This is a genomic window from Tatumella sp. JGM91 (assembly GCF_018257575.1).
GTDB lineage: Bacteria > Pseudomonadota > Gammaproteobacteria > Enterobacterales > Enterobacteriaceae > Tatumella > Tatumella punctata.
Genome location: NZ_JAERJP010000014.1, coordinates 87,015 through 111,848, shown reverse-complemented (window position 1 = coordinate 111,848; position 24,834 = coordinate 87,015). Strand labels below are relative to the sequence as shown.

General features: G+C 52.7%; 22 protein-coding genes. 11 read left to right on the top strand and 11 right to left on the bottom strand.

Going from position 1 to position 24,834, the window contains the following annotated elements; all coding sequences use genetic code 11:
- The first annotated feature begins 614 nt into the window (after positions 1–614).
- The 5 genes from JK198_RS11190 to JK198_RS11170 are packed head-to-tail and all read left to right on the top strand — an operon-like array spanning position 615 to position 5,586.
- Entirely contained in the window at positions 615–2,183 is a 1,569-nt protein-coding gene (locus JK198_RS11190; RefSeq protein ID WP_212708649.1) for an ABC transporter substrate-binding protein, read from the top strand.
- Positions 2,183–3,235, top strand: a complete 1,053-nt coding sequence (locus tag JK198_RS11185) for an ABC transporter permease (RefSeq protein ID WP_212710660.1) — start codon at positions 2,183–2,185, stop codon at positions 3,233–3,235. The genes JK198_RS11190 and JK198_RS11185 overlap by 1 nt, the downstream gene beginning before the upstream one ends.
- Positions 3,232–4,083: an ABC transporter permease gene (locus JK198_RS11180; RefSeq protein WP_212708647.1), complete on the top strand. Its 852-nt coding sequence runs from the start codon at positions 3,232–3,234 to the stop codon at positions 4,081–4,083. The genes JK198_RS11185 and JK198_RS11180 overlap by 4 nt, the downstream gene beginning before the upstream one ends.
- A complete protein-coding gene (locus JK198_RS11175) occupies positions 4,073–4,912 on the top strand; it encodes an ABC transporter ATP-binding protein (RefSeq protein ID WP_212708646.1) in 840 nt (279 codons plus the stop codon). Before JK198_RS11180 ends, JK198_RS11175 begins: the two co-directional genes overlap by 11 nt.
- Positions 4,909–5,586: an ATP-binding cassette domain-containing protein gene (locus tag JK198_RS11170; RefSeq protein WP_212710661.1), complete on the top strand. Its 678-nt coding sequence runs from the start codon at positions 4,909–4,911 to the stop codon at positions 5,584–5,586. Before JK198_RS11175 ends, JK198_RS11170 begins: the two co-directional genes overlap by 4 nt.
- 344 nt (positions 5,587–5,930) lie before the next feature.
- On the opposite strand, the gene cspA is transcribed toward JK198_RS11170, so the two are convergent.
- Positions 5,931–6,143, bottom strand: a complete 213-nt coding sequence (gene cspA / locus JK198_RS11165; RefSeq protein ID WP_212708644.1) for an RNA chaperone/antiterminator CspA — start codon at positions 6,141–6,143, stop codon at positions 5,931–5,933.
- A gap of 441 nt (positions 6,144–6,584) precedes the next feature.
- Between cspA and JK198_RS11160 the strand changes: the two genes are divergently transcribed.
- A complete protein-coding gene (locus tag JK198_RS11160) occupies positions 6,585–6,905 on the top strand; it encodes a darcynin family protein (RefSeq protein ID WP_212708643.1) in 321 nt (106 codons plus the stop codon).
- A gap of 71 nt (positions 6,906–6,976) precedes the next feature.
- Here JK198_RS11160 and JK198_RS11155 read toward each other — a convergent pair whose 3' ends face one another.
- The 5 genes from JK198_RS11155 to JK198_RS11135 form a co-directional block, all read right to left on the bottom strand.
- Positions 6,977–7,186 carry a YdgH/BhsA/McbA-like domain containing protein gene (locus tag JK198_RS11155; RefSeq protein ID WP_212708642.1) on the bottom strand — a complete coding sequence of 70 codons (210 nt, stop codon included), beginning with the start codon at positions 7,184–7,186 and terminating at the stop codon, positions 6,977–6,979.
- Between the two features lie 270 nt (positions 7,187–7,456).
- Positions 7,457–8,887: an APC family permease gene (locus tag JK198_RS11150; protein ID WP_212708641.1), complete on the bottom strand. Its 1,431-nt coding sequence runs from the start codon at positions 8,885–8,887 to the stop codon at positions 7,457–7,459.
- 31 nt (positions 8,888–8,918) lie between these two features.
- Positions 8,919–9,689, bottom strand: a complete 771-nt coding sequence (locus JK198_RS11145; RefSeq protein WP_212710662.1) for a nitrilase-related carbon-nitrogen hydrolase — start codon at positions 9,687–9,689, stop codon at positions 8,919–8,921.
- A 247-nt stretch (positions 9,690–9,936) separates the two neighbouring features.
- Positions 9,937–10,485: a hypothetical protein gene (locus JK198_RS11140; protein ID WP_212708639.1), complete on the bottom strand. Its 549-nt coding sequence runs from the start codon at positions 10,483–10,485 to the stop codon at positions 9,937–9,939.
- A 118-nt stretch (positions 10,486–10,603) separates the two neighbouring features.
- A complete protein-coding gene (locus tag JK198_RS11135) occupies positions 10,604–11,314 on the bottom strand; it encodes a PhzF family phenazine biosynthesis isomerase (protein ID WP_212710663.1) in 711 nt (236 codons plus the stop codon).
- Positions 11,315–11,621: 307 nt separating this feature from the next.
- Here JK198_RS11135 and JK198_RS11130 point away from each other — a divergent pair, with 307 nt between their 5' ends.
- Entirely contained in the window at positions 11,622–13,313 is a 1,692-nt protein-coding gene (locus JK198_RS11130) for a sensor histidine kinase (RefSeq protein WP_212710664.1), read from the top strand.
- The gene (btsR, locus tag JK198_RS11125; protein ID WP_212708636.1) at positions 13,310–14,026 is read left to right on the top strand and encodes a two-component system response regulator BtsR; all 717 of its coding nucleotides are present in this window, start codon (positions 13,310–13,312) and stop codon (positions 14,024–14,026) included. Before JK198_RS11130 ends, btsR begins: the two co-directional genes overlap by 4 nt.
- Here the strand turns inward: btsR and yjiA are convergent.
- The 3 genes from yjiA to JK198_RS11110 are packed head-to-tail and all read right to left on the bottom strand — an operon-like array spanning position 14,021 to position 17,356.
- The gene (yjiA, locus tag JK198_RS11120) at positions 14,021–14,938 is read right to left on the bottom strand and encodes a GTPase (protein ID WP_212710665.1); all 918 of its coding nucleotides are present in this window, start codon (positions 14,936–14,938) and stop codon (positions 14,021–14,023) included. The genes btsR and yjiA overlap by 6 nt on opposite strands.
- A 13-nt stretch (positions 14,939–14,951) precedes the next feature.
- Positions 14,952–15,155, bottom strand: a complete 204-nt coding sequence (locus JK198_RS11115; RefSeq protein ID WP_212708634.1) for a YbdD/YjiX family protein — start codon at positions 15,153–15,155, stop codon at positions 14,952–14,954.
- A gap of 50 nt (positions 15,156–15,205) precedes the next feature.
- A complete protein-coding gene (locus JK198_RS11110) occupies positions 15,206–17,356 on the bottom strand; it encodes a carbon starvation CstA family protein (protein WP_212708633.1) in 2,151 nt (716 codons plus the stop codon).
- Between the two features lie 748 nt (positions 17,357–18,104).
- Here JK198_RS11110 and JK198_RS11105 point away from each other — a divergent pair.
- The 3 genes from JK198_RS11105 (at position 18,105) to JK198_RS11095 (ending at position 21,861) form a co-directional block, all read left to right on the top strand.
- Positions 18,105–20,006, top strand: coding sequence for a PTS mannitol transporter subunit IICBA (locus tag JK198_RS11105; RefSeq protein WP_212708632.1), 1,902 nt, complete (start codon positions 18,105–18,107; stop codon positions 20,004–20,006).
- Positions 20,007–20,098: 92 nt separating this feature from the next.
- The gene (locus JK198_RS11100; RefSeq protein ID WP_212708631.1) at positions 20,099–21,244 is read left to right on the top strand and encodes a mannitol-1-phosphate 5-dehydrogenase; all 1,146 of its coding nucleotides are present in this window, start codon (positions 20,099–20,101) and stop codon (positions 21,242–21,244) included.
- An 83-nt stretch (positions 21,245–21,327) separates the two neighbouring features.
- Positions 21,328–21,861 carry an MltR family transcriptional regulator gene (locus tag JK198_RS11095; protein ID WP_212708630.1) on the top strand — a complete coding sequence of 178 codons (534 nt, stop codon included), beginning with the start codon at positions 21,328–21,330 and terminating at the stop codon, positions 21,859–21,861.
- Between the two features lie 207 nt (positions 21,862–22,068).
- Here the strand turns inward: JK198_RS11095 and JK198_RS11090 are convergent, their stop codons facing one another.
- Positions 22,069–23,805 (bottom strand): solute:sodium symporter family transporter, encoded by a 1,737-nt coding sequence (locus JK198_RS11090; RefSeq protein WP_212710666.1) that lies wholly within the window; start codon positions 23,803–23,805, stop codon positions 22,069–22,071.
- Complete coding sequence (gene mgrA, locus JK198_RS11085) at positions 23,805–24,833, bottom strand: L-glyceraldehyde 3-phosphate reductase (protein ID WP_212708628.1); 1,029 nt, start codon at positions 24,831–24,833, stop codon at positions 23,805–23,807. The genes JK198_RS11090 and mgrA overlap by 1 nt, the downstream gene beginning before the upstream one ends.
- Between the last annotated feature and the right edge of the window lies 1 nt (position 24,834).

Here is a 24,834-nt window from a genome sequence, read left to right as displayed (position 1 = left end):
AACGGGATGAACTGTACCGTCAGGCACAGAAAATACATCCTGAACGGTGGTCAGGTAAAACGAGAAACTGGCAGCCTGAAGGTCCGGTAACGTTGAACCCGGAACGGGAAAAACAGGCGGCTTAAATTAACCGGGGGTGACAACTACCTTGACACTTACCGGACATACCGGACTGAAATACTGGATTTTTATCTGTTCAGAACACTGAATGAAGTACGGGAAATGAAAAAACGGAAACCTCAGAAAGTGTCCGGAGCTAAAACTGTTCTGCTTACCATAACCTCTGGTCACGGTGTTTGCGCTGAATAAACTGACGAAAACAGGTACGTTTGAAAACCCGCTCTGCTACAGAAATATCCGTCCGGCGTTTGATTTATTCAACCAGGCCGCAGTATCGGCTCAGTATCCGTGCGTACCGACAGCCTTGTTACCCCGCTGTTTCCGGCGACGGATTTTCTGTTATCCGGGACTGGCAGGGGTGGAAAAAATCCGATAGATTACTGGAGTGATAAGTAACCCTTTATATATAACAATAAAGAATAACAACTGACATCCTGCCGCGGGACACCGGGTTTCCGGTCAGGCGTACGGTCAGTGCTCAGCAAGGAAATCAGATGAAAAAAACGTTAACCGTCCTCGCACTGGCGATGATGGCAACCTCAATGGCCGCTTTCAGTGCAACACCTCCCGATACGCTGGTGGTTGCCCAGTCGCTGGATGATGCCATCAGCTTCGACCCTGCTCAGGGGTTTGAACTTTCTACCGTGCAATCCTTTAACAGCCTGTATCAGCGCCTGTTGCAATCGGACCCGGAAAATCCTGTTGATTTACGTCCGACGCTGGCATCTTCCTGGAAAGCGGGTGCCGATAATCGTAGCCTGACTTTCACGTTGCGTGACGGTGCCAGGTTTGCCAGTGGTAATCCTGTCCGTCCGGAGGACGTCATGTTCTCTCTGTCACGGGTGGTGAAATTAAATCTGGAACCGTCGTTTATCCTTACTCAGCTAGGCTGGAATGCAAAGAATATCGACAGCCAGCTGACAAAAGTCAGTGATAATCAGGTCACTATCCACTGGACGGCGGATGTCAGCCCGTCCTTTGTCCTGAGCCTGCTTTCGGCACCGGTGGCATCAGTGGTCGATGAAAAATTAGCGGACAGTCATCAGACCGCGGGGGATTTTGGTCATCAATGGCTGAATACCCATTCTGCCGGCAGCGGCCCTTATCAGATCCGCCGCTATATTCCCCATGAAGTACTGTTAATGACTGCCAATCCTGACTCTCCGGCAGGGCCACCTGAGCTGAAGAATGTACTGATCAAAAACGTTCCGGAAGTTGCTACCCGGGTGCTGCTGGTTGAACAGGGGGATGCGGATATTGCCCGTAACCTGGGCAGTGACCAGTTCAGTGCATTACAACACCAGCCTTCAGTCAAGCCAGTAGCAGTGCCGATTGCCTCACTCTACTACCTGTTATTTAACCTCAAAGCCTCTCCGGTGCTGAGTAATCCTGCGTTCCTCGAAGCATCCCGTTATCTTTTTGACTATAAAGGTATTGCGGATGATCTGCTACGTGGCCAGTTCTCGGTTCATCAGACATTCTTACCGGATGGTTATCTGGGGGCATTAAAAGACAACCCGTACAGCTATGATCCGGAAAAGGCGAAAGCGATTCTGGCAAAAGCCGGGCTGAAAAATATCAGCTTTAACCTGATTGTGAATAATCAGCCACCTTATCTGGATATTGCCCAGGCATTACAGGCCAGTTTTGCCAAAGGGGGGGTGAAAGTCACCCTTATCCCGGGGATCAGCAGTGAAATCACCTCGAAAATTTCCAGCCATAAATTCGATGCAACCGTGACCTCATGGGGCCCTGATTACTTCGATCCGAACAGTAATGCGGCAGCATTTGCATCAAACCCGCAGGATGGCAGCAGCACCCTGGCTGAACGTGCCGGCTGGGATATTCCTGAACTGACGGCTGAAACCCGGCAGGCAGTGGCGCTGAGTGACAACCAGCAGCGCGCGGCGATGTATCAGAAGCTACAACGTCAGGTACTGAAAAACTCACCTTATGTGATCGGCTTACAGGCGCGTCAGCTAATTGCCCTGCGTAATAATCTGAAAGGTTATCAGCAGGGAATGAACCCGGACATGGTGTACTACAACCGGGTGACAAAGTAATGGTGACCACAGCGCAACCCCCGAGTCGCGCTGCGGGGCTGAGGCGGCTGATACAGCGCCTCGCCGGTAATCTGTTATCACTGGTGGTAACACTGCTCGGATTACTGGCGTTTACCTTCACGCTGTCTCATCTTTCACCGGTCGATCCCGTATTACAGCTGGCGGGCGACCATGCGAGTGCATCGACCTATGGGCAGATCAGGCATCAGCTGGGACTGGACCAGTCACTGCCTGTGCAGTTCCTCGAGTATCTGCGGCAGCTGGCCGGGGGAAATCTGGGCATTTCACAGAGCACTGGTCAGCCAGTCCTCAGTGATTTACTGCGCACCTTTCCGGCGACATTTTCTCTGGCGACCTGTGCGCTGATTGTCGGGTCGGTGTGCGGAATTGGTCTGGCGTTGCTCTCTGTATGGCGTCCGAAAAGCTGGCTTGACCACCTGGCACGGATTATTTCTCTGCTGGGATACTCGGTGCCTGTCTTCTGGTTCGGTTTACTGGGCTTACTGCTATTTTATGCCGTATTACACTGGTCAGCCGGGCCCGGTCAGCTGGATGACCTGTATACTTATACGCTGGAACCGAAAACGGGCATTGTCCTGCTCGACAGCTGGTTATCCGGTGATCGTGAAATGTTTATCAATGCATTGGCCCACTTGTGGCTGCCGGTGGCGATCCTCGGGTTATTATCCACCGCGTCAGTGACACGCCTGTTACGTGCCGCATTATTAGAAGAAAATAATAAAGAATATGTCACCCTGGCACTGGCCAAAGGGGCGGGCCGCTGGCGTATTATCTGGCATCACCTGCTGCCGAATACCCGCGGAACATTAATCACGGTCATTATGCTCTCTTACGTTTCCTTACTGGAAGGATCTGTATTAACAGAGAGTGTATTCTCATGGCCGGGCATGGGACGCTATCTGACTAATGCGCTGTTTGCTTCTGATTTCCCGGCGATCCTTGGGACAACCTTAGTGATAGGTACCTGTTTTATTCTGATCAATGCACTGACTGATGCATTAGTCTGGCTCACGGATCCCGCAACACGATGACTGATTTATCTCACCGCTTATCTGCAACCCCGTCGCGGCGGAAAATTCCTTTTTTACTGGTGACCGGCTGCGGATTATTAACTCTGCTGGTAGTGACGGCGATCTTTGCACCGTGGATCGCTCCGTTTGACCCTGATGCCCAGCAGATGGCCGGACGCTTGCTGCCGCCGTCAGCACTCCACTGGTTTGGTACTGACAGCTTCGGTCGGGACCTGCTTTCCCGTGTGATTTACGGAACACGTCCGACGCTGGTATTAATTATTTTTATCCTGCTGTTAACTGTCCCGGCCGGAATGGCTGTCGGCATGGTGGCCGGTTATGCGGGAGGCTGGGCTGAAAAGATCCTGATGCGTATCACCGATATCTTTTTATCACTGCCAAGTCTGGTCATCGCCCTGGCGATGGTGGCGGTACTTGGCCCGGGGTTACTGAACGGCGCACTGGCTCTCGCCCTGACCAGCTGGCCACCGTTTGCCCGTCAGGCCCGTGCCGAAACACAGCGCTTGCGGCGCAGTGATTACCTTGCTGCCGCCAGGATGCAGGGAATACGCGGTTTGCCGTTACTGCTCGGCCATATTTTACCGCTCTGTTTACCGGGGGCGGTAGTGCGTGCCGCCCTCAGCCTCGGCGGGATTATTTTGTCTGCCGCCGGACTCGGTTTTCTGGGAATGGGGGTTCGCCCCCCTGCGGCAGAATGGGGCTCAATGGTCGCAGAAGGCGGCAAAGTGATTTTTGATCAGTGGTGGGTAGCCGCAGCGCCGGGCGGCGCTATTTTGCTGGCCAGCCTGACCTTTAATTTTATCGGGGACGGTCTGCGAGACCGACTGGATAGCCGACATGACAACTGAACCGACACCCTTCATTATTGCCGATCACTTATCTATTGTGTTGCCGGAAGGGCGGCCGCTGGTGAACAACCTCTCTTTCTGCTTAGGCAAAGAGCGTGTCGCGCTGGTGGGAGAGTCCGGATCCGGAAAGTCACTGACGGCACGCAGCCTGATGGGATTACTGGCGGCAGGGCTTAAAGCGGATGCCCGTCAACTGACAATCGCAGGGCAGGATGCATTGCACCTGTCGGCCGGTGACTGGAGCCGGTTGCGCGGCAGCCAGCTATCTATGGTGATGCAGGACCCGAAATACGCCCTGAATCCGGCACAGACGATTGGCTGGCAAGTGGAAGAACCCCTGATATTACACGGTTCTCTGAACCGTCGTCAGCGCAGAGAAAAAGTGACCGCTATGCTGGATGCTGTCGGGCTGCCAAACCCGCAACAACTGATGAAACGCTACCCGAATCAGCTTTCGGGCGGGATGGGGCAGCGTATTATGCTGGCTATAGCCCTGATCACCGATCCGCAATTTCTGATTGCGGATGAACCCACCTCTGCCCTCGATCACCGGATGCGAGATCAGGTGCTGGCCCTGATCCGTGAACTGGTTTCCCGGCGTAATATGGGGCTGCTGCTGATCAGTCACGATTTGCAACAGGTGGCAGACCATTGTCAGAGGGTGATGGTGATGTATCAGGGACAGCTGCTCGATACACTGCCTGCGGCAGAGTTAGCCCATGCCAGCCATCCTTATACCCGTACTCTGTGGGCCTGTCGCCCCGGGCTGACAACCAAAGGTAAGCGTTTACCTACATTAGATCGTGCCGCACTGGAGGTATTATCATGAGTGTTATCCGGCTGAACGGGGTCAGTGTATTTCATCCTGACGGGTATCAGCTGCGGCAGGTAGTGACAGACGCCAGCCTCAGTATTGGCGCGGGGGAGTGTTTCGGTCTGGTCGGACCTTCCGGTTGCGGAAAATCATCCCTGCTCTGGGTTATGGCTGGTCTTAATCCCCACTGGCAAGGGCAAATGACTCTGGCAGGCACGGCCGTACGGGCGGGCGAAGAATTTACCGGCCAGTTACGCCGTGATGTACAGATGGTATTTCAGGATCCTTACGCCTCTTTGCATCCGCGTCACCGGCTGCGGCGGACGCTCGCGGAACCTCTCAAACGGCTGAAACTGGATGCTATTGATGATCGGATTATGCACGGGTTCCGGCAGGCCGGTCTGGATACCAGCCTGATTGACCGTTATCCCCATCAGTTATCCGGCGGGCAGCGTCAGCGGGTGGCGATTGTCCGTGCCCTGTTACTGCAGCCGAAAATCTTACTGCTCGATGAACCCACTTCGGCGCTGGATATGTCGGTACAGGCTGAAATACTTAATTTACTGAATGATCTCAGACAGGAAAATCAACTGACAATGGTACTGGTCAGCCATGATCCTGATGTTATCGACCATATGTGTGATCGTTCTGTGATGATGAATGCCGGACGGTTAGCCGCGACCCGATAGTGCTGGCGGAAGAAACCCCGGACTACCCTGAACCGTATGTCGGGTTTTCTCTGCCGTATCCTACTGGCGGGCATGGTTACACGCGCTGCCGGCATTACCAGTCTGTCATTGCCCCGAAATGAATATGATCCCTGCAGTCAGCCATCAGGCTGTTGCCTCTGTCATATACGGGTGAAGCGGGGCCAGACCGCGCTACAACCCGGCAGATATCCGGCGGCCCTTGCGGATAAATTTCAGGCAATAAAAAACCCGCACGGGGCGGGTTTCTTTTACTATCAGCGGGTTTATCTGCTCAGGTCTTTACCGTCATCGCTATTGTAAACATCACTGATAATCAGCGCGGCTTACAGCGGGGTAACGTTACCTGCTGCCGGGCCTTTCGCGCCGTTTTCAATGGTGAAGGAAACTTTCTGGCCTTCATCAAGAGTTTTGTAGCTGTCGCTCTGGATAGCAGAGAAGTGTACGAACACATCTTTGGTACCGTCGTTCGGGGTGATAAAGCCAAAACCTTTATCAGAGTTAAACCATTTTACTAAACCAGTCATTTTGTCAGACATAGATACTTCCTTAATTGATGAGCCACTAACTGCGGCGATGATGGCCTGTTATTCGAGAGTTACTTATTGGGCACTTAGGAGGAGACTCGCAAAGGAGGGTATCTGTAGATAACACCTGAACTGAAGACTGCTTTACTAAAACTGCTTTCATAAGGTCTGTTTTACAAACCGATGGCGCTATTAATCCATAGCGGTAAAAAATTAGCAAGGTTTTTTTATCTTTTATTTATGCTCCGGCCAGCGAAGCGTTTCTGACAGTGCTGTTGCTGCGCCCGGCCACCGGTCACCGGCTGATATTGTTGTGACCGCCACCGGGGCCGGAAATAAGTGACGGGGCTATCAGACGGTGACATTAACGGTTACAAAAATGCACCCTCGTGCTGCTAAGGTTGTAATAACGTGATGATAATCTGTGAAAAATACTGAATATCTGAGGCGATAATGATCACTGTTTTTGTGCTGTTAAAAACCACCCCTGCATGGCTGCGGCTGGCCCGCAGCGAGAGAAACCGTATTGCGGATAAGGTACTGGCCGATGTACTGAGTGACGGTAAGGTGAGTTTAAGAATGTTTGATGCGGAGGCGTTTACTACCCGTTGTACGGATGTGGCAATGTTCCAGGCCGAAGATATGCAGTCTTTTTATTTTTCCATCGAAAGATTGCGTGATTCTGAATTAATTACCACCCCGTACTTTGAAATTGCAGACATTATCCCGACCATTGAAGACGGTTTTAAAGCGTTCGAAAAAACGCACCGCTGATCGGCGATCTGTTCAGTTTTTTGTTCCCCGGCCGCCGTTACGGGCGGCCTTTTAGCAGCCCCCGTCACTGATTATTTTTTCAGCTCTGCGGTCATATGTATCCGGTTACCGGCAGACGCTTCGGTAATATTGTAACGGGCACCTTCTGCGCTGGCCTGTGCCGCAATTTTTGCTTCTGCACCATCCAGAGTGGAGGCTGTGGCAGTAATGGTCTGAGCAAAGGCTGCGCCGGAGATAACAGAAAAGGCAATAACAGCAACAATATTTTTGATAGCTTTCATGGTGTGTTCCTCAGGGTAATCTTGTTTATACAGTGGGATGTTGTCCCGATAAACAGAAGATTACGCTGACTGCTGACTGAACGAAATCTAATCATTCTGCTGATGTCATTCAAAAAAAATGAATAATTAACGATGTTTTTCTCTGAGGGGGCCGGACTGCAGGTTATTTGTCGTGTGCGGTGGGGGGATCGGAAGGTTAAGACGCGGGGATATGACACAGCCAGCGTGGTGCTGGCTGTGTCAGTTGTACATCAGGCGGTGCTGGCAGGGTCAGGTGTTAGTACTGGCGACCAGAATCTGACGTTTATTAATCACCGAATAGCCAGTCACCAGGGCTGCAACCGGGATAATCGCCAGTAATGTACTGATAAACATACTGCCGCCGGTCAGGGTGGTGAAGTTAGATAACACCATAATCAGTGATACAGACAGTGCCAGCACGGATATCGCCGGAATAATGCGGGTACGCCAGTGTTTGCCGGCGGCCAGTGCTGTATTCTTTTTGAAAAATGCCACCACAGCCACACTGGTCAGCAGCATCAGCAGTACAATACCGACCGTCGATACGGCGGCCATATAACCAAACACCTGGGTCAGCGGCTGCAGTTTACAGGCTGCGCACACTGTGATCAGCAACAGGGCGGTGGCCGACTGAGCCAGTGAGGCATTACAGGGTGACTTATGCTCACCGTGCACCGCCGACAAAAATTTTGGCATAAACCCCTGACCGGCTAATACGTACTGATAGCGGGATAACACATTATGGAAACTCAGCACACAGGCGAAAATACTGCTGATCAGTAATACCTGGATCACATTACTCATCAGGGCACCGTTATACTGACGGGCAATATCCAGCAGCATATTGCCGGTACCGTTTAAGGTGTCATTAGCCACTGCCACCGAGCGGGTATAACCGGCCCCGGTAATCAGCGCCCAGGCTGAAAAAGTATAAAACACACCGATAATAATGACTGCCAGATAGGTCGCGCGGGGAATCGTCTTCTCCGGGTTACGTGACTCATCACGGAAGATAGCGGTGGATTCAAAACCGATAAACCCGGTCAGAGCGAATAATACCGACATTCCCAGTCCGTGAGTAAACGCTGTTTTTGGTTCAAAGGATACCAGGCTGACTCCCTGGGCACCGCCTTCAGACAGAATTGAAAAGTTCATGATCAGCACCACGCCAATTTCCAGAACTAACGCGATACCGAGAATTCTGGAACTCAGGTCAATATGGCGGTACCCGAGAATGGCGACTGCCGCGATAGCCAGCACCGAGTACATCCACCACGGATGCGCGGTTCCCCCGTAATGAACCACCAAATCATTCACCGCCCAGCCCATATAACCGTAGACACCCGCCTGGATCGCCGTATAGGTGACCAGCGCCAGATAGGCTGAACCCATCCCTGCACGTAGTCCCAGCCCCTGACTGATATAAGAGTAGAAGGCACCGGCTTCTTTGACATGGGGAGTCATGGCGACAAACCCGACGGCGAACACCAGCAAGATTAACGACGCAATAAGAAAACCGAACGGTGCACCGACTCCGTTACCAATGCCGATCGCCAGCGGAACATTACCGCCGATCACCGTGAGCGGGGCGGCGGCGGCAATCACCATAAATACAATACTGCCAACGCCCAGGTTTCCGCTCAGTCTGGCGGTTTTCTGACGTGTTTTAGCCTCAGTCATACGGAATTCCTCGCACTTATTATTACACTATTCATAGTATGTCTGTCCGCAAATCACTCAGGTACGGATTCTGTTTCTGAGCCTCAGTGACCTGTGACGGATCAATTTCTGCATATAACAACTGTTCTTCAGATTCGCTGGCCTGGCAAAGCACCTCCCCGTCAGGAGAAGTGACCAGGCTTAATCCGACGTATTCAAGGTGTTGTTCACGGCCGGTTTGATTGACATAGGCCATATACAGCTGGTTTTCCCAGCTACGGGTGGCAATCAGGTGGCGGTTAACAAAATCGAAGGGCTTCATCTGCGCGGTGGCGACGGCCACCAGATGGGCACCGGCGCGGGCCGCAGCCCGGACGGTTTCAGGAAATTCAACGTCATAGCAGATCAGTAGCGCAATATTCAGATCCTTATAGCGGGTGATACATACCGGCTGATTGCCGGGGCTGAACTGACGTTTATCCAGCTCACCAAACAGATGGGTTTTCCGGTATACGCACTGCAACTCCCCCTGTGCCGAGATAAAATAACTGGCATTAAAAATCTGCCCTGCTTCTGCCAGCGGGCCGGTAACAATCATTGCCATTTGCCGCTCTCTGGCCAGGGCCAGTAATTCTGTCAGCGGGAAGCTATCTGCCATGGCAAGGAGATGCTGCTGTAATACATAACCTGACATAAACATTTCAGGTGTGATCAGTAATTCAGCCTGTTGTGATTTAGCCTGTTGAAGTGCCGCCGCCAGCCGTGCCAGGTTAGCCGCATAATCACAGTAACTGCTTTGTGCCTGCCAGATTGCGATTTTCATTATTGTCCCTTTTAACAACCGGTAAAATAAGAAAGCAATATCTGTGCCAGTCACTTTTTGCGATTAACTATAAAATATTCTTATTGTTTAACCGCAGGATACCCGACTGACGGAGAACCGCCCGTGGGAGGTGCTGTGCACCCTGAAGGTGCAGGCCGGCTACAGGGGGCACTGTCATGGGGCGAAGGAGAGAGAGCCGGCCAGTGGTATTGCTGGCGGAGAGCAGGGAATACCACCGGCAAAGACGTTAGAAATGGCGAAGTAACCAGAAACCGACGGTCAGGCCGATGGTGCGCATATACCAGAACCAGAAGAAGACAAACAGACAAAAAGTCGGGTGACCACGGCGGGTACTTTTTTGCTGATGAAATTCGCGGAATCTGAACATCATCAGCAGGTTAATAAACAGCAGTATGACCAGCGGGGCATAGAGCAGCGGAAAGGGCAGAGTAAAAATGCCATAACCATAATAGTGCTGATAACTCTGTAAAAACTTCAGGCTGGCGACAATTTCAAAGGCCAGTAACGCCATCAGTGCCAGAGGTACCCAGCGGGCATAAATAAATTTTGCGGCGAAATTATCCAGCGGCAGCGGGGTGGTTTTTACCGGTGTTCCGCCAGCCGCGTCACCGGCAGGCAACGGGGGCCGGTTATTCTCCGGGCGCGGGTCACCGGTTACCGGAGTCGCGGCGTTATTGCCGTGATTATGATGTCTGTCGGCTTCACGGGCTTTTTCGGCACAGGAAGAACAGTAATCATTAGTCATGTGCTGATGACATTTGGAGCAGACTGGCATGAAATATCCTTTCTGAAGCGTCAGGGGGAATAACAACCAATATCCCGCCCGCAGGGCGGGACGGAAACAGCGTTATAATGCTTCGCAGATACTCTCATGAGGTTATCGTTAAGGCAATTTACATAAGTTGCCGCACCTGTCCTGATATGGCAATCGGACTGCCTGTCAGATCGCTGATTCCGGCAAAAATGCGTGAGCGCATCCCCATATCTTCGCCCTGCACAATTTCTATCGCGCCGTTATGTGACCACTGCAGGTCGCGCAGATAACCGGCAAATGCTGCCGAAGCTGCACCGGTAGCCGGATCTTCGTAAACATCGCCATAGGCAAACGGGTGACGGGTATAAAATTTCTGTGCATCTTCCCCGCAGACCAGCAGGATAGTCACCCAGCCGTTGCGCCGCATCAGTTCACGGCCTGCGGGCTGAAAATAACGCATTGCCGCCAGAGATGAGCGCTCTTTTAATGCCAGCACCAGATGGTCGGCTCCGCCATGGATCAACGCCGGAGGGATACGCATATCCGGCTCATGATGCCGGTAGCCGATCCTGATTAGACCGGCTGGCTGCGGGTAAGCGGCCTGCCAGTTGCCCTGTGCGTCGGGTTCAGCCGACACCTGAAGGGTGGCCTGATTTAACTGAAACTGATATTCCCCCGCACCAAAGCGTTGCACCAGCACCGCGGTGGTGGCAATGGTGGCATGGTCACAGAAAGGCACTTCGGTTTCCGGAGAAAAATAACGGACCCGCCAGACCCCGGCAGGCTCTCCCTGCACCGGAATCGCAAACACGGTTTCCGAAAAACCGGCCTCAGCGGCAATACGCTGCATTTCATGTTGCGCGGGGAATTGTATGCCAGTTCAGACACCGGCAGGATTACCGCCTTGCCCGTTATCTGCAAAGGCGGAAACAGAGACTAAATCTGCAGCAGCGAATAATATAGTTTCTCCCGGATGAGTTCAGGCTGGATAACATGACCGGTGACTGGAAACGGTCGTCGTCTTTCAACTATATATCACCGGAACCAGAGGCTGAATGACGGATATTTTTCCGTGAGCGGTTTCCGGCGCTGATTCAAAGAAATTCCTGCCAGGACAGGATATTCTGCGGTTTTGTCACTCCCCCGGGGCATCCCGTATGCATGAATTCCGGTTAGTTATACAGTTACTGCAACAGATGTGTGTATTTCTGGTAATCGCCTGGCTGATGAGTAAAACACGGCTGTTTATTCCGTTACTGCAGGTGACGGTCAGACTTCCTCATAAGTTATTGTGTTATATCACCTTTTCTTTTTTCTGCATTCTCGGCAGCTATTTCGGATTAAATATCGATGACTCGATTGCTAATACCCGTGCCATTGGGGCGGTAATGGGGGGCTTACTCGGCGGGCCGGTTGTTGGCGGGCTGGTGGGGCTGACCGGCGGTCTGCACCGTTATTCTCTTGGCGGGATGACCGCCCTGAGTTGTATGCTGTCCACTCTGGCAGAAGGCTTACTGGGGGGAGGGCTACACCGGATTCTGGTCCGGCGCGGACGGGCAGATAAACTGTTTAGTCCGCTGACGGCAGGGGCTCTGACTCTGCTGGCGGAAGCTCTGCAAATGCTGATTATTCTGTTAATTGCCCGGCCTTTTTCGGAAGCACTGCAACTGGTGAGCCATATTGCCGCCCCGATGATTATTACCAATACGGTCGGTGCTGCGCTGTTTATGCGTATCCTGCTGGATAAACGGGCAATGTTTGAACGCTATACCTCTGCCTTTTCGGCTACCGCCTTGCGGGTGGCTGCAGAAACTGAGGGCATATTGCGCCAGGGATTCAACCGCGAAAACAGTCTAAAAGTCGCACGGGTGCTGCATCAGCAACTGGATATCGGGGCGGTAGCGATTACTGACTGCCGGGAATTGCTGGCTTTTACGGGGATCGGTGATGATCATCATATCGCCGGGAAACCGGTCTCTTCTCACTATACCCGGCGTGCCATTGAAACGGGGGAAGTGGTCTATGCGGACGGTAACGAACTGCCGTATTGCTGCTCCGTGAATCCGCAGTGCAAACTGGGCTCAACTCTGGTGATCCCTTTGTATGGTGAAAACCAGCAGGTGATTGGCACCATCAAGTTATACGAAGCGAAAAACCGCTTATTCAGTTCTATCAACCGGACACTGGGCGAAGGTATTGCCCGGTTACTGTCAGCGCAGATCCTTGCCGGTCAGTATGAACGACAAAAAGCCCTGCTGGCACAGGCTGAGATTAAACTGCTGCATGCCCAGGTGAATCCGCATTTTCTGTTTAATGCACTGAATACTCTGCAGGCTGTGATCCGTAATGACCGGCAGCGTGCCGGGGTGCTGGTGCAGTATTTGTCGACGTTCTTCCGTAAAAATCTTAAGCGCAGTTCCGAAGTCGCGACTCTTGGCGATGAGCTGGAACACGTAAATGCCTACCTGCAGATTGAGCAGGCCCGTTTTCAGTCACGGCTAAAGGTGAATTTACGGGTCCCTGAAGCATTGTGTCATCATCGTTTACCGGCGTTTACCCTGCAACCTCTGGTAGAAAATGCCATCAAACATGGTACGTCCCAGCTGCCGGGGACCGGAGAAGTTACCATCACCGCCTGCCAGTCAGCTGAGTATCTGGAAATTTCGGTACAGGATAATGCCGGGCTATTTGTCTCGCCGACAGGTAAATCGCAGGGCATGGGCATGGGGCTGGTGGACCGCCGTCTGCGGGCGCGGTTTGGCAATGGCTGCGGGCTGTGTGTCGACTATGACACTGACAATTACACACGGGTAATTATCCGTTTACCGCCGGAGGTGCAGGAGATATGAAAGTATTGATTGTCGATGATGAACCACTGGCCCGGGAAAATCTCCGGCTGCTGTTGCAGCAGCACAGTGATATTGATATTGCCGGTGAGGCTGCAAATGCCATTGAAGGGATGGCGGCCATTAACCGCCTGCGCCCGCAGGTGGTGTTCCTGGATATCCAGATGCCGCGTATCACTGGCCTGGAAATGGCCGGTATGCTCGACCCGCAACACCGGCCACATATCGTATTTCTGACGGCTTTTGATGAATATGCATTACAGGCTTTTGATGAAGCCGCCTTTGACTATCTGCTGAAACCGGTCGAACCGGCCAGGCTGACAAAGTGCCTGATGCGCCTGCGACAGGCCAGTGATCCGCAGGATCTGGCCCGGCTGCCCGGATTGCAGTCAGCGCTGAAATATATCCCCTGTAACGGACAGAACCGGATTTACCTGCTGGCGATGGAGGACGTGGCCTGTGTCAGCAGCCGGATTGGCGGGGTGCTGGTGACCAGCCGTGAGGGCAAACAGGGGGTGACCGGGCTGACACTGCGTACCCTTGAGCAGCGTACTGCGCTGCTGCGTTGCCATCGCCAGCATCTGATCAATATGGATCAGTTACAGGAGATCCGTATGGGAGAGAACGGTCAGGGAGAACTGAAGATGAAGGGCGGTCAGACAGTGCCGGTCAGCCGCCGTTATCTGAAACGTCTGAAAGAAACTCTCGGCCTATAGTTCCGGCCGCAGAGCTTCAAATGTCTGAGTCAGCAGCTGTTCGGGCAGGTCAGTACCAATAAAAATCAGCTGGCTGCAGGGCGTTTCATCCGCTTGCCATGGCCGGTCATGGCCAAAGCTATACAGGCGCTGTACCCCCTGAAACAGTAAGCGGCATGGCTCTCCGCTGACCCATAACATCCCTTTGTAGCGCAACAGATTATCGGCATATTGCAGTAACAGGGATTCCATAACGCCTGACAGGGTTTGGAGATCGACCGGAAAATCCAGCTGAAGGGTCAGAGAGCTGACCCTGTCGCGGTGTTGTGGCATAAAACGGAACGCTAAGGCCGGCCGAATCTCCCTGTGTTCCAGCATAAATCCCCGCAGATCAAACAAACTGTCAATATCCGTATCACCGTGCAACACCCGCTGTATCGGGGCACGGGCATTGATACGCTGTAAACGTTCTGTCAGGGCTTCACAGTCTGCAACAAGATCGGTTTTTGTCAGCAGAATGCGATCCGCATAACCGATCTGGGCTTGTGCAACCTGACAGTTATCCAGTTGCTGGTTTGCGTGAACGGCATCCACCAGGGTAATAACCCCGTCAAGATGACAGGCCTCCGCCATCCCGGTAGACTCAATAATCAGTCGATCGAAACTGATCGATCCTGCCGTGCGGGCAGCGAGCAGATCAAGCAGGGCATTTTCCAGTTCACCCGAACGGTCACAGCAAATACAGCCGTTGGCCAGGGTAGTGATCCGGCTGGCACGATCCCCGATAATCTGCTGATCAATGCCGGTGTCAGCAAACTCGTTTTCTATGACGGCAATTCGGTGGCCGTGGTCTGTCTGCAAAATAGTCTTCAGCAGGGTCGTTTTTCCTGCCCCGAGAAAACCGCTCAGTAAAGTCACTTTTACCGGTGTCATAGACTCTCCCTGGTTAACAGCAACGCATGCCGCCTTTACCGTCTCCGCCATACCTTGCCTGCTGACGTTCACGAAAAAATTCTTCATAACTCATCGCCGGCAAATCAGGGTGACGGTTGCGCATATGTTCAACATAGTTGTCATAATCCGGGACACCTACCAGCATTCTTGCCGCCTGCCCCAGATATTTTGATGCAGAGCCTGCTTTACCAAACATCGTGTCTCCTGATAATAATGGCCCGCATATTACGGCGGGCCTTCGGTCGCTTAATGGCCGGAGGAGGTTTTCACCCCCCCTTCCGGGACGGGAACATAAGGGGTTTCTTTATCGCTGCGTTGAGGGTTTTTCGCCGCCTGACGCCAGATTTTCACCCCGTAGAACATAATGCTGTACACCACCAGCAGGAACAGAATACTCAGGCCGGCATTGGTGTAATTATTCAGTACGATCTGTTGCATATTCGCTATCTGAGCAGCACTCAGTGCACTGCCGTCATTTATCCGCGCCTGGTATTCCCGTGCCATATAAAAAAATCCTTCCAGTTGCGGATTAGCGCTGAACAGTTTCATACTTAAAGCCCATGTGGTGCAGATCAGCAGCCAGACTGCGGGGATGGTGGTTACCCAGATATAACGGGTACGTTTCATTTTAATCAGGATCACAGTACCCAGCATCAGGGCGACGGCCGCCAGCATCTGGTTCGAAATACCGAACAGTGGCCACAGGCTTTTCACGCCACCCAGCGGATCCACAACCCCCTGATACAGCAGATAACCCCACAGTCCGACACAGCCGGCAGTACCCACTATTCCTGCGGGCAGGGAGCGGGTATTTTTCAGGAAAGGTACAAAATTACCCAGCAGATCCTGCAACATAAAGCGTCCGGATCGGGTGCCTGCATCCAGTGCTGTCAGGATAAACAGGGCTTCAAACAGGATCCCGAAGTGATACCAGAAGCCCATATCGGCCAGTGGCATAATCTTGTGGAATACATCGGCAATACCTACCGCCAGGGTAGGCGCTCCCCCGGCGCGGTTAAGCACCGAAGGCTCACCAATATCTTTGGCCGTTTGCAGGATTTGCTCCGGTGAAATCACAAATCCCCAGGAACTGACTGTGGCGGCGGCCTGTGCTGTCACGTCTTTCAGTTGTGCCATAATCAGTGGCGCATTTTCTCCCCCCAGCTGATGCAGATTAGGCATGGTAAAGCCCAGCCCTGCCGGCGGAGTGTTCATGGCGAAATAGAGACCCGGTTCGATAATTGAGGCAGCAACCAGTGCCATGACCGCGACAAACGATTCCATCAGCATGGCACCGTAACCGATCAGCCGGGCATCTTTTTCGTTAGCCAGTAATTTTGGTGTGGTGCCGGAAGCTATCAGTGCATGGAAACCGGAAACCGCACCACAGGCAATAGTAATAAACAGGAACGGAAACAGAGCGCCTTTCCATAACGGGCCGCTGCCGTCGATAAACGGAGTTATCGCCGGCATTTTCAGATCCGGATTCAGGATCACGATCCCGATCGCCAGACCGACAATCACCCCGATTTTCAGGAAGGTTGCCAGATAGTCACGCGGGGCGAGGATCAGCCAGACAGGTAACAGAGCGGAGATAAAAGCATAACCAATCAGTGCATAGGTAATAGTGGTGTCTTTAAATGTCAGTGCCGGTCCCCAGTAAGGGTCACTGGCAATGACACCGCCAAACCAGATAGACAGCACCAGTAATACCAGCCCGATGACCGAGACTTCCAGTACCCGGCCGGGGCGGATATAGCGCATATATACGCCCATCAGCAGCGCTATCGGCACGGTGGCACAGACGGTAAATACTCCCCACGGGCTTTCGGCCAGTGCTTTAACCACAATCAGCGCCAGTACAGCGAGGATAATGATCATAATCAGAAAACAGCCAAACAGAGCGATGGTACCCGGCACCGGCCCCATTTCCTGTTTGATCATCTCGCCGAGGGATGCGCCATTACGGCGCGAAGAGATAAACAACACCATAAAGTCCTGTACCGCACCGGCCAGTACCACACCGGCCAGCAGCCACAGAGTGCCGGGTAAATAGCCCATTTGTGCAGCCAGAACCGGCCCGACCAGCGGGCCGGCCCCGGCGATAGCCGCAAAATGGTGACCAAATAAGACATAGCGGTTGGTCGGAACATAATTAAGGCCGTCATTGTTCATCACGGCAGGGGTGGCGCGGGAAGGATCCAGCTGCATCACTTTTTGCGCGATATACAGACTGTAATAGCGGTATGCCACCAGATAGACCGAAACGGAGGCGACCACCAGCCACATAGCACTGACATGTTCACCGCGCCGTAATGCCACCACAGCAAGGCAAAACGCACCAATGACCCCTAACACCGCCCAGGGGATGTGCCTGAGAATTTTATGTTTATCCATGATTAACCTGCTGTTTTATATTGTGTTATACGAGGGAATCCCCGGGGCACCGCAGCGCCCCTGAGCCGGATATTCCTTTACCGGTCAGAATATCCTGGCGATTTTTTGCAGGCGGCGGGAATAAAAATAGCTGAGTGGCAATATGCGTGGCAGAGCGGTTACCGGAGGTCCTGAGTGGTTTTCTGCCCGCGGCCGCCGGCGGTTTTCTGTGATTCAGATCGCAGCCGGAACGGCCAGTGCTGCCGGACTCTGACAAAAGTGCCACGGCAGACAAGACTAATCAGTAAATCGATTATTTTTTCTGATTTAAATTAACCGGAGTATCCGGTCTGAATAATCATACACCCTTACATTTCCGCGGCGGATACAGGCTGCTGACTGGCCAGAATAAAAATGTGAAGCGGCGCATGATGGCTAAAAATAAATTGTTAATCAGATCACAAATCAAAATAAAATAAATAAGAAGAAAATGTGATTTAAATCACATAAAAACAGGATTTTGTAAAAATAATCCGCATATTGCTCTGCAATATTATCTTTTAATGTGATTCATATCACTAATTCACCCCCTCTTCACGGCGCTTTATGGTGATACATATCACATTATTTAACCCGAATATGCGCCGCCAGATCTGCGTGATAGAGTCCGCCAGAGTGATCACTCCCGGAGATGTCATGCTGATATCTGCAGGACAGTACATTCCCGTGCCTTTTTATGTGTTGGTGCATATTTATAAGGAATATTTATATGTTTTCATCAGCTATCAGAATAAAAATACAAAGCTTTGGCCGCTTTTTAAGCAATATGGTAATGCCAAATATCGGTGCCTTTATCGCCTGGGGGATGATTACCGCGCTGTTTATTCCCAGCGGCTGGTTACCCAGTCAGACCCTGGCGAAACTTGTTTCGCCGATGATTACCTATCTGCTGCCTTTATTAATTGGTTATACCGGCGGTCGTCTTGTCGGGGGAGAGCGTGGCGGGGTGGTCGGGGCGATTACCACGATGGGCGTTATCGCCGGGGCGGATATGCCAATGTTCCTCGGGGCGATGATCGCGGGTCCGCTGGGCGGCCGGATAATCAAAATCTTTGACCGTTATACGGACGATAAAATTAAAAGCGGTTTTGAGATGCTGGTCAATAATTTCTCCGCCGGAATTATCGGTATGTTACTGGCTATTCTGGCCTTCCTGGCCATCGGGCCACTGGCTGAGGGGCTGTCTCGCCTGCTTGCATCAGGGGTTAATCTGATGGTGCAGAATAGTCTGCTGCCCCTTACTTCTGTCTTTGTTGAACCGGCGAAAATCCTGTTTCTGAATAATGCGATTAACCACGGGATATTCTCCCCGCTGGGGATCCAGCAGGCCAGTGAGGCCGGTAAATCCCTGTTCTTTCTGATTGAAGCCAACCCCGGTCCCGGACTGGGAGTGTTACTGGCCTATATGCTGTCTGGCCGCGGAAATGCCAGGCAGTCTGCCGGAGGCGCAGCCATCATCCACTTTTTCGGGGGGATCCACGAGATTTATTTCCCATATGTACTGATGAATCCGCGGCTGATCCTTGCGGTGATCTGTGGCGGGGTAAGTGGTGTATTTAGCCTGGCGTTGCTGGACGGAGGGCTGGTTTCTCCGGCCTCGCCTGGCTCGGTATTGGCGGTACTGGCAATGACGCCTAAAGGCGCTTACTTTGCCAATATTGCCGCCATTATCACAGCATTTCTGGTGTCTTTTATTATTGCCGTCATCCTGCTGAAAACAGGGAAAGTCAGAGAGCAGGATATGGATGCCGCTTCCCGTCGCGTGCGGGCCATGAAAACTGGCCAGCAGGTCTCAGCAGAGATATCGCTGCCGGATGATCTCCGGCATGTTCGCCAGATCATCGTCGCCTGCGATGCAGGGATGGGATCCAGTGCGATGGGGGCCGGGATGTTGCGTAAAAAAATCACTGATGCCGGTCTGACGCATATTTCTGTCTCCCATGCTGCAATCAATAGCCTGCCGGAGGATGCGGACCTGGTCATTACCCACCGTGAACTGACTGAACGGGCGATGCGCCAGGCACCTCAGGCCCGGCATATTTCTCTGACCCGTTTCCTTGACAGCGATCTGTATCAGGATCTGGCTGTCCGTTTGCAGCTGGTCAGCCCGCAGGCTGAGCCGCTAAGCCGGGTCGCTGACAACAGTGGCGGACAACATCCGGGGCCCTCTTTCCGGCTATCTGCCGGTGATGTGCTGCTGGGCAATTACGCTGAGACTAAACAACAGGCTATCTGTTTTGCCGGTGAACAACTGGTGAAAAGAGGCTATGTCCGGCCGGAATATGTGGCAGCCATGCTGGAACGGGAAACCCTGGCGTCAACCTACCTCGGAGAATCGATTGCGGTGCCACACGGCACAGTAGCCGCCAAAGATCGTGTGCTGAAAACCGGGATAGTGTTCTGCCAGTACCCTGACGGGGTGCACTTCGGTGACCAGCCGCAGGATATCGCGCGGCTGGTGATCGGTATTGCTGCGCGTAATGACGAACACATTCAGGTGGTCTCCCGGCTGGCGACAGCTCTGGATGACGAACACATCATCACCCGGCTGGCTACCACCCAAAGTGTGCCGGAAGTTCTGGCACTGCTGGCGGATAAGCCCGCCAGCTGAAACCTGATATCCATGCAAGGCGCAGCGGCGTGGCAGGGATACGGCTGCGCAATCTGCTGCTGATTCTGATTGTGACTGTAAAAGGACGTACTATGAAAGCATTACACTTTGGTGCCGGTAATATTGGCTGTGGTTTTATCGGGAAATTGCTGGCAGAAGCGGGGGCAGAACTGATTTTTGCCGATATTAATCAGCGGGTGGTGGATGAACTGAACCGCCGCGGAGAATATCCGGTGCAAATCGCCGGCGAGAAACCGCAACTCTCTGTTGTCACGGGGGTCAGGGCGGTCAACAGTACCAGCGAAGCAATCATGGATTTAATTGCTTCAGCGGATCTGATTACCACCGCCGTCGGTGCTCAGGTTCTCGGTGCTGTTGCCGCAACCCTGGCTACGGGGCTTATGCGTCGTAAGGAGAATGGCAATCACCGGCCATTGAATATTATTGCCTGTGAAAACCAGTTATCGGCCACCACCAGGCTAAAAGCCTGTGTTATGGCCGCGCTGCCAGCGGATTATCAGCCATGGGTTGAGCAACATACGGGGTTTGCTGATTCTGCGGTTGACCGTATTGTCCTGCCTGCCCTCGCCGGCGGTGATCCTCTGGCAGTGACTGCTGAAAGTTTCAGTGAATGGATTGTCGATAAGACCCGGCTGAAAGGCGAGTTTCCGTTAGTTCCGGGGATGACGCTGACCGACAATCTTATGGCGTTTGTCGAAAGAAAGTTGTTCACACTGAATACCGGCCATGCGATCGCGGCTTACCTTGGTCACCTGGCGGGGCACAAAACTATCCGCGAATCGGTGCTGGATCCGCATATCCGTCGGACAGTGCAGGGCGCGATGGAGGAAAGCGGCGCGGTGCTGATCCGTCGTTATGCTTTCGATGCTGACCAGCATGCGGCTTATATCCGCAGTATTCTCGGTCGGTTTGAGAATCCCTGCCTGGATGATGATGTGGAGCGGGTAGGGCGTCAGCCATTGCGCAAACTCAGTGCCGGTGACCGGCTGATTAAACCGATACTCGGCACCCTCGAATATCAACTGCCACAGAAACATCTGATTACGGGGGTAGCTGCGGCATTACACTTCCACAGTGAGCAGGATCCTCAGTCGTATGAGCTGGCCAGTTTGCTGAAGAAACAGGGTGTTGCTGCCACCCTGGCTGAAATCTCCGGGCTGGAGGCTGACAGTGAGCTTGTCAGGGCGATAGTGGCGGCCCGGAACGCTATGGTATAATCGGCCCCTTATTCCTGATATATAAATATTCAGGGCACAGTCTTACTGTGCCCTTGCGGGTATTATCAGACGACCGGGGTGATATGCAGGGACCAATGGAACAATCGCAGGCTTTTGAAAACCGGGTGCTGGAACGGCTGAATAGCGGGCAGTCTGTCAGAAGTTTTCTGATCGCCGCCATTGAAATGCTGTCGGAAGCCGTGAATGTTCTGCTGGTCAAAGTATTCCGTAAAGATGATTATGCGGTCAAGTATGCGGTCGGGCCTTTATTGCTGGGTAATGGCCCGCTGGGGGAGTTATCGGTACGCCTGAAACTGATTTACGGCCTGGGGGTCATTAATCGCGCTGAGTATGAAGACTGTGAACGGCTTATGACACTGCGTGAAGCCCTGAATCATGACGGCACCGAGTACAGTTTTACTGATGATAAAGTTCTCGGGCCTTTTGCTGAACTGCATTGTGTGACTATTCCGCCGCCTGCCGATTTTGTCAGTGAGGATAAGGAATTAAATATTATGCAACAGCAACGCTATCAGCAGATAGTTCGCTCGGTGATGGTTCTGTCACTGACCGGGCTTATCGCCCATATCAGCCTGAAACCTGCCTTTGAAAAATAATGTCCCGCCGCTGCTGAAAACCTTTGATTGCCGGGAGTTTATGGTTCTTCTGCGACCGGCTGATGCTGCGAACCTCTGGCGGACCGGCGACAACCGGTCCGTGTTACAGGGGGCGGTGATAAACACCTCCGGCCCCATTGGTTGTCCCTGAATATTGACGGCAGCCCTGTGACGTACCTGATACCAGTACTGCCGCCCTGAACACCGTTAATTATTATCCAGTGGCAGGCTGCCCTGACGGGTGCGGGATGATAATAACGGTTTATGGCGAAGATGGCTGCGGCCGGCAATCACTAACGCCAGTGTCCAGAGCAGGCCCATTGACAGATACCAGCCAGAGGTCAGATGCCCGCTGACGATCCCCAGCGGAGAGAAGGTCAGATAAAGACTGATCAGTGCGGCGACCAGCACCACACTGACAGGAACCGCATACTGCCAGCTAACCAGCTCCTTACCGGTGGCAGTGATCGGCGGTATTGTCTTGCCGGGCAGGTAACGGTGCAGAATAAACAACAGTAACATCTCACCGGCAAACAAGATCCCCATCAGATGAATAAAGCTGATCCCCCAGCGGGCATCAACATTCAGCCCCAGAATAAAAATACCGTATATCAGAGCATGTGATATCAGCACAATTCTGGCAGCAATAGCCGGCGGGCGGGCGACGATAAAAGCAAACAGCACGACAGCAATCACCGGCATATTAAAGAAACCGGTGAAACGCCGCAGTAATGTATAGATGCCCTCCGGTGCATCCATTAACAGCGGAGCACAGGCGATGGAGATTAACGCAACCAGTAAACTCATCTGCTTACCAAAGCGTACCTGCTGATGGTCTGTGGCCTTTGGTCGGTATGACAGGTAAAAATCATAAGTCAGCAACGTGGCAGAGGCATTAATAATGGCATTAAAGTGGCTCATTACTGCTCCCAGAATGATGGCGACAAAAAAGCCTTTCAGCCACCAGGGAAGTAATGCCGCAATCAGCGAAGGATAGGCCAGGTCGGAAGAGGTCAGGGGATGGCCATGAAAATAATGCCACGCAATAATTCCCGGTAACATCATCAGTAACGGCAGCACCAGCTTACAGGCACCGGTCAGCAGGATCCCTTTCTGGGCTTCCTGCAGCGAGCGTGCTGCAAGGCTTTTCTGCATAATTGCCTGGTTAGTACACCAGTAGAACAGGTTGGCAAAGATCATGCCGGTAAACAGGGTACTGAAAGGCACGCTGTCATGATTATTACCAATCATATTCAGTTTTTGCGGATTCTGTCGCAGTAACTCCTGCATTCCGGCCAGCAGGTGCCCGTGACCAAGAGCGAGGAAACCAAGTACTGGCACCAGCAGAATGATGATGATCAGAAACACCCCGTTAATGGTATCGGAGACGGCGATAGCCCGCAGCCCTCCCAGTACCGCATAGGCGGTACCAATAAAGCCGGTCAGGCAAATCATCAGGATCATGCTGGTCTGGTAGCTGACCCCCAGCGCCTGTTGAATATTAAATATTTTTTCCAGGGTCAGTGCCCCGAGGTATAACGACGAGGGACACAGCACCAGGGTATAGGTCATCAGCAGTAATACACTGACAATTTTGCGCGCTGTTTTATCATATCGGGATTCAATAAATTCCGTCAGGGTGGTAAACCCGCCCTGCATATAGCGCGGCAGGAAGAACAGTGCCAGGGCGATAATGGCAATAATCGCTGTAGCTTCCCAGGCGACCGCACTCAGATTATGCAGGTAGGCATCACCATTCAGACCGATCAGCTGGTCGACGGAAACATTAGTCAGCATCATGGAACCGGCAATAAAGCCGAAACTCAGTTTGCCGCTGGCCATAAAGTACTCCCGTGCGGTGGTATGTTTAAACCGCCGGGTCAGCCAGTAAGAGATCAGGATAATCAGTAATAATGTGGCGAACGTTGTCAGCAGTGTAAACATCAGCCCTCCGTCTGTCGGTCGTTGATTCGGCCAAACTGGCTGCTGCCGTCGATAGCGAAATGGTCGATATCCCGCAGTTCTTCTTCACTGAAGCGGATATTTTGCAATGCCCCGAGGTTATGCAGTAATTGTTCCGGTGAACTGACGCCGGTGAGTGCGGAGCTGATCTGTGGCTGGCGCAGTACCCATGCCAGTGCCATCTGCGGTAATGACTGACCACGCTGTCGGGCAATATTTTCCAGCCCGGCAATGCGGGCAAAGTTTTCCGCACTCAGTTCACGCTGATCAATACTATGACGGCGCAGGGCAGCCGGGGTACTGGCGGAGTATTTTCCGCTCAGCAGTCCCTGAGCGAGGGTGCTGAAGGCGATAATCCCTGTTCCCTGCCGGGCACAGGTCTCAAGCAGGCTGTCTTCGACCCAGCGGTTAAACAGGTTATAAGCAGGCTGATGGACCAGCAAAGGAATATGCCACCGTTGCAGTAACCGGGCTATTTCACCGGTTTCTGCTGACGGATAGGAGGAGATCCCGACATACAGTGCTTTACCCTGTGTCACGGCGCTGGCGAGGGCGGAAGCTGTTTCTTCCAGTGGCGTGGCGGGGTCATAACAGTGGGAATAGAAGATATCGACATACTCCAGGCCGAGGCGTTGCAGGCTCTGATTCAGGCTGGCAAGCAGGTATTTCCGCGAGCTGCCTCCCTGGCCGTAAGGCCCCGGCCACATATCGTAACCCGCTTTGGTGGAAATAATCAGTTCATCGCGGAAGGGACGAAAATCACGACGAAACACTTCTCCGAAATTTTGTTCGGCACTGCCATAGGGTGTGCCATAGTTATTTGCCAGGTCAAAATGGGTGATACCGGCGTCAAAGGCACAGCGCAGTAAACTTCGCTGTTGTTCGCGGGTACTGTTATCACCAAAGTGCTGCCACAGTCCGAGAGAAATGCGCGGCAGTTTTAAACCACTGTTGCCGCAATGCGGATAGGACATGTGCTGATAACGTTGTTCTGCTGGCTGATAACTCATG

Bases quoted from the DNA above. Each gene is read 5' to 3' on its own strand.
- JK198_RS11190 (WP_212708649.1), top strand. From the start codon at position 615: ATGAAAAAAACGTTAACCGTCCTCGCACTGGCGATGATGGCAACCTCA.
- JK198_RS11185 (WP_212710660.1), top strand. From the start codon at position 2,183: ATGGTGACCACAGCGCAACCCCCGAGTCGCGCTGCGGGGCTGAGGCGG.
- JK198_RS11180 (WP_212708647.1), top strand. From the start codon at position 3,232: ATGACTGATTTATCTCACCGCTTATCTGCAACCCCGTCGCGGCGGAAA.
- JK198_RS11175 (WP_212708646.1), top strand. From the start codon at position 4,073: ATGACAACTGAACCGACACCCTTCATTATTGCCGATCACTTATCTATT.
- JK198_RS11170 (WP_212710661.1), top strand. From the start codon at position 4,909: ATGAGTGTTATCCGGCTGAACGGGGTCAGTGTATTTCATCCTGACGGG.
- cspA (WP_212708644.1), bottom strand. From the start codon at position 6,143: ATGTCTGACAAAATGACTGGTTTAGTAAAATGGTTTAACTCTGATAAA.
- JK198_RS11160 (WP_212708643.1), top strand. From the start codon at position 6,585: ATGATCACTGTTTTTGTGCTGTTAAAAACCACCCCTGCATGGCTGCGG.
- JK198_RS11155 (WP_212708642.1), bottom strand. From the start codon at position 7,186: ATGAAAGCTATCAAAAATATTGTTGCTGTTATTGCCTTTTCTGTTATC.
- JK198_RS11150 (WP_212708641.1), bottom strand. From the start codon at position 8,887: ATGACTGAGGCTAAAACACGTCAGAAAACCGCCAGACTGAGCGGAAAC.
- JK198_RS11145 (WP_212710662.1), bottom strand. From the start codon at position 9,689: ATGAAAATCGCAATCTGGCAGGCACAAAGCAGTTACTGTGATTATGCG.
- JK198_RS11140 (WP_212708639.1), bottom strand. From the start codon at position 10,485: ATGCCAGTCTGCTCCAAATGTCATCAGCACATGACTAATGATTACTGT.
- JK198_RS11135 (WP_212710663.1), bottom strand. From the start codon at position 11,314: ATGCAGCGTATTGCCGCTGAGGCCGGTTTTTCGGAAACCGTGTTTGCG.
- JK198_RS11130 (WP_212710664.1), top strand. From the start codon at position 11,622: ATGCATGAATTCCGGTTAGTTATACAGTTACTGCAACAGATGTGTGTA.
- btsR (WP_212708636.1), top strand. From the start codon at position 13,310: ATGAAAGTATTGATTGTCGATGATGAACCACTGGCCCGGGAAAATCTC.
- yjiA (WP_212710665.1), bottom strand. From the start codon at position 14,938: ATGACACCGGTAAAAGTGACTTTACTGAGCGGTTTTCTCGGGGCAGGA.
- JK198_RS11115 (WP_212708634.1), bottom strand. From the start codon at position 15,155: ATGTTTGGTAAAGCAGGCTCTGCATCAAAATATCTGGGGCAGGCGGCA.
- JK198_RS11110 (WP_212708633.1), bottom strand. From the start codon at position 17,356: ATGGATAAACATAAAATTCTCAGGCACATCCCCTGGGCGGTGTTAGGG.
- JK198_RS11105 (WP_212708632.1), top strand. From the start codon at position 18,105: ATGTTTTCATCAGCTATCAGAATAAAAATACAAAGCTTTGGCCGCTTT.
- JK198_RS11100 (WP_212708631.1), top strand. From the start codon at position 20,099: ATGAAAGCATTACACTTTGGTGCCGGTAATATTGGCTGTGGTTTTATC.
- JK198_RS11095 (WP_212708630.1), top strand. From the start codon at position 21,328: ATGCAGGGACCAATGGAACAATCGCAGGCTTTTGAAAACCGGGTGCTG.
- JK198_RS11090 (WP_212710666.1), bottom strand. From the start codon at position 23,805: ATGTTTACACTGCTGACAACGTTCGCCACATTATTACTGATTATCCTG.
- mgrA (WP_212708628.1), bottom strand. From the start codon at position 24,833: ATGAGTTATCAGCCAGCAGAACAACGTTATCAGCACATGTCCTATCCG.